General features: G+C 63.9%; 3 protein-coding genes. All 3 read left to right on the top strand.

The genetic code is table 11. The annotated features are described in order from the left end of the window. Positions 1-86: 86 nt before the first annotated feature. Complete coding sequence (locus tag VMX79_07515) at positions 87-662, top strand: hypothetical protein (GenBank protein HUV86947.1); 576 nt, start codon at positions 87-89, stop codon at positions 660-662. 118 nt (positions 663-780) lie between these two features. Continuing rightward, complete coding sequence (locus tag VMX79_07510) at positions 781-1,899, top strand: DUF362 domain-containing protein (GenBank protein ID HUV86946.1); 1,119 nt, start codon at positions 781-783, stop codon at positions 1,897-1,899. Positions 1,900-1,916: 17 nt separating this feature from the next. Next, a partial coding sequence (locus tag VMX79_07505) for a hypothetical protein (GenBank protein ID HUV86945.1) occupies positions 1,917-2,200 on the top strand: 284 nt, incomplete at its 3' end.

Below are 2,200 nucleotides of genomic sequence, written 5' to 3'. Positions count from 1 at the left end.
TTTCCCTTTGACATATCAAACGTTATTTTTTATTATAATCATCAATAGCGCAAACCGGCCTTTACGTAGCATCGGAGTAATTACCTATGATTAAATATATTCGAATAACGAGCGCCGCGGCGCTGCTGGCCGGCGTCGCGGGCGCCGCCGTCATATTGGAAGAGAACTTCGAGGGCGCCAAGTTCCCGCCCGCCGGCTGGGAGAAAGTGGAAGTGCGGGGCGCCTGGACGCGCGAGAACGTCGGCGCGCCGTACGATTGGTGCGCGTACTTCCACAGCTTCGCGTACGTCGGCGGCGAAGGGACGCTCCGGACCAAGGGCCAAGAGCTGAACGCGGTCGAACACGCCGTCTCCTTCGCCTACCGCTACCGCGCCGAACCCGCCGGCGGCACCGCGTCGGCCCAGGCCCGCGTCGAACGCCTCGACGGCGAGGTGTGGCAGGTGGTCTCCAGCTGGCCGCTGCCGAAAATCTCCGCCTTTCAACTTTTCGAGTTCAAGCACGCCGCCGCGGCCCCAGCCGGCACGTACCGCCTCCTCTTCTACGCCGACGCGGCGGAAGAGGCCATCGTCTTCTTCCGCATCGACAACGTGACCTGGGAGAGCGGCCCCTTCACCGCCGTCGCGCCGGCGAGCCTGGGTCGCGTAAAAGCGCTTTATTACTGACCGCTAGTTCCCTACGAAAGGAAAACCGCCCCTCGGGGCGGTTTCTTCTTTCGGTGTTAACGTGCCGTTGACGGCTGAGCGTTCGGTGTGTTAAAATCATCAAGAGGTGAACTACTACATGGCGCGAGCGAAGGTGGCGGCGCTCCGCACGAGCGCGGAAACGATAATCGACGACTTCGGCCGGCTCATGCGGCTGGCGGACTACGCCTCCTATCTACCCCGCGACAGGAAAACCCAGCTCAAGATAAATATCTCGTGGCATAAATATTACCCGGCCTGCTCGACGACGCCGTGGCAGCTCGAGGCCGTCATCAAGACGCTCCTCGAGGACGGCTATCCCAAAGAGAACCTCGTCCTGTGCCAGAACGCCACCGTCGTCGTCGACCCCAAGGTAGGCGCCCGCCTCAACAAGCTCGCGGGCGTCGCCGACAAGTTCGGCCTCGAGTTCCACTACCTGCAAGACCCGGACGAGGAGGAGTGGGTCCCGTACGAGCCCAAGGGCGAGACCCTCGTCCTGGCCGACGTGTACAAGAAGAAGGGCCTTTGGCTCCCCAAGTCCTTCCCCGGCACCAACATCATCCACCTGCCGACGGTCAAGACGCACGTCTTCACGACGATGACGGGCGCGATGAAGAACGCCTTCGGCGGCCTCTTGAACCTCGAGCGCCACTGGACCCACGCCGTCATCCACGAGACGCTGGTCGACCTGTTGACGATACAGAAGGAGATCCATACGGGCATCTTCGCGGTGATGGACGGCACGATAGCCGGCGACGGCCCGGGCCCCCGGGCGATGCGGCCCGTCGTCGCGAACGTCATCCTGGCCTCCGCCGACCAGGTCGCCATCGACGCCATCTCCGCCAAGATAATGGGCCTCGAGCCGCTCGAGCTCGACTTCATCCGGCTGGCGCACGAGCGCGGCCTGGGCGTCGGCGACCCCCGCGAGATAGAGCTCGTCGGCGACGACATATCGGACATGAACCTCCACTTCTCGCCCCACGAGGACACGTTCGCCTCGCGCGGCCAGAAGATGATATATCACGGCTGGCTGAAGCCGCTCGAGCACTTCCTACTTCGGACGCCGCTGGTGCCGTGGTCGTACGCGGCCTCGCGCCTCTACCACGACGCGTTCTGGTACCCCTGCATAGGCCGCAAACGCGTCCAAAAAATTCTGGACGAGAGCGAGTGGGGCCGGCTGTTCCTGCGCTACCCGCCGGAGGGGATGTATTGGAAATAGGAAGGAGGCCGGGAGGGATGAATACGCCGATTAAAGTTATAACGTCGCTCGCGCTCGCCGCGGCCGGGGCGTTCCCGGCGGCGGCATTCGGCGTTTCGGGTAAAACTTTCGCGGCCGAGGCGGGTACCGCGTTTGCCTACGAGGTAATGGACTTCGCCGCGGGCGGGGCGATAGCGGGCGGCGCCGGGGTTTACCCCGCTGTGGCGATATGGGCGGCTTACCCGTTCGCCGCGGCCTTGGGGTGCCACGTCGGGGCCGGCGCCGTCGGCGAAAGCGCGCCTAACCGGGGGGCAGCCATCGG

The sequence above is a fragment of the bacterium genome (assembly GCA_035529855.1).
Classification (GTDB): Bacteria; RBG-13-66-14; B26-G2; order WVWN01; family WVWN01; genus WVWN01.
Note: the sequence above shows the minus strand (reverse complement) of the source record. Positions and strands in the feature narration are given on the sequence as shown.

Coding starts and splice junctions, on each gene's coding strand:
- VMX79_07515 (HUV86947.1), top strand. CDS start 87: ATGATTAAATATATTCGAATAACGAGCGCCGCGGCGCTGCTGGCCGGC.
- VMX79_07510 (HUV86946.1), top strand. CDS start 781: ATGGCGCGAGCGAAGGTGGCGGCGCTCCGCACGAGCGCGGAAACGATA.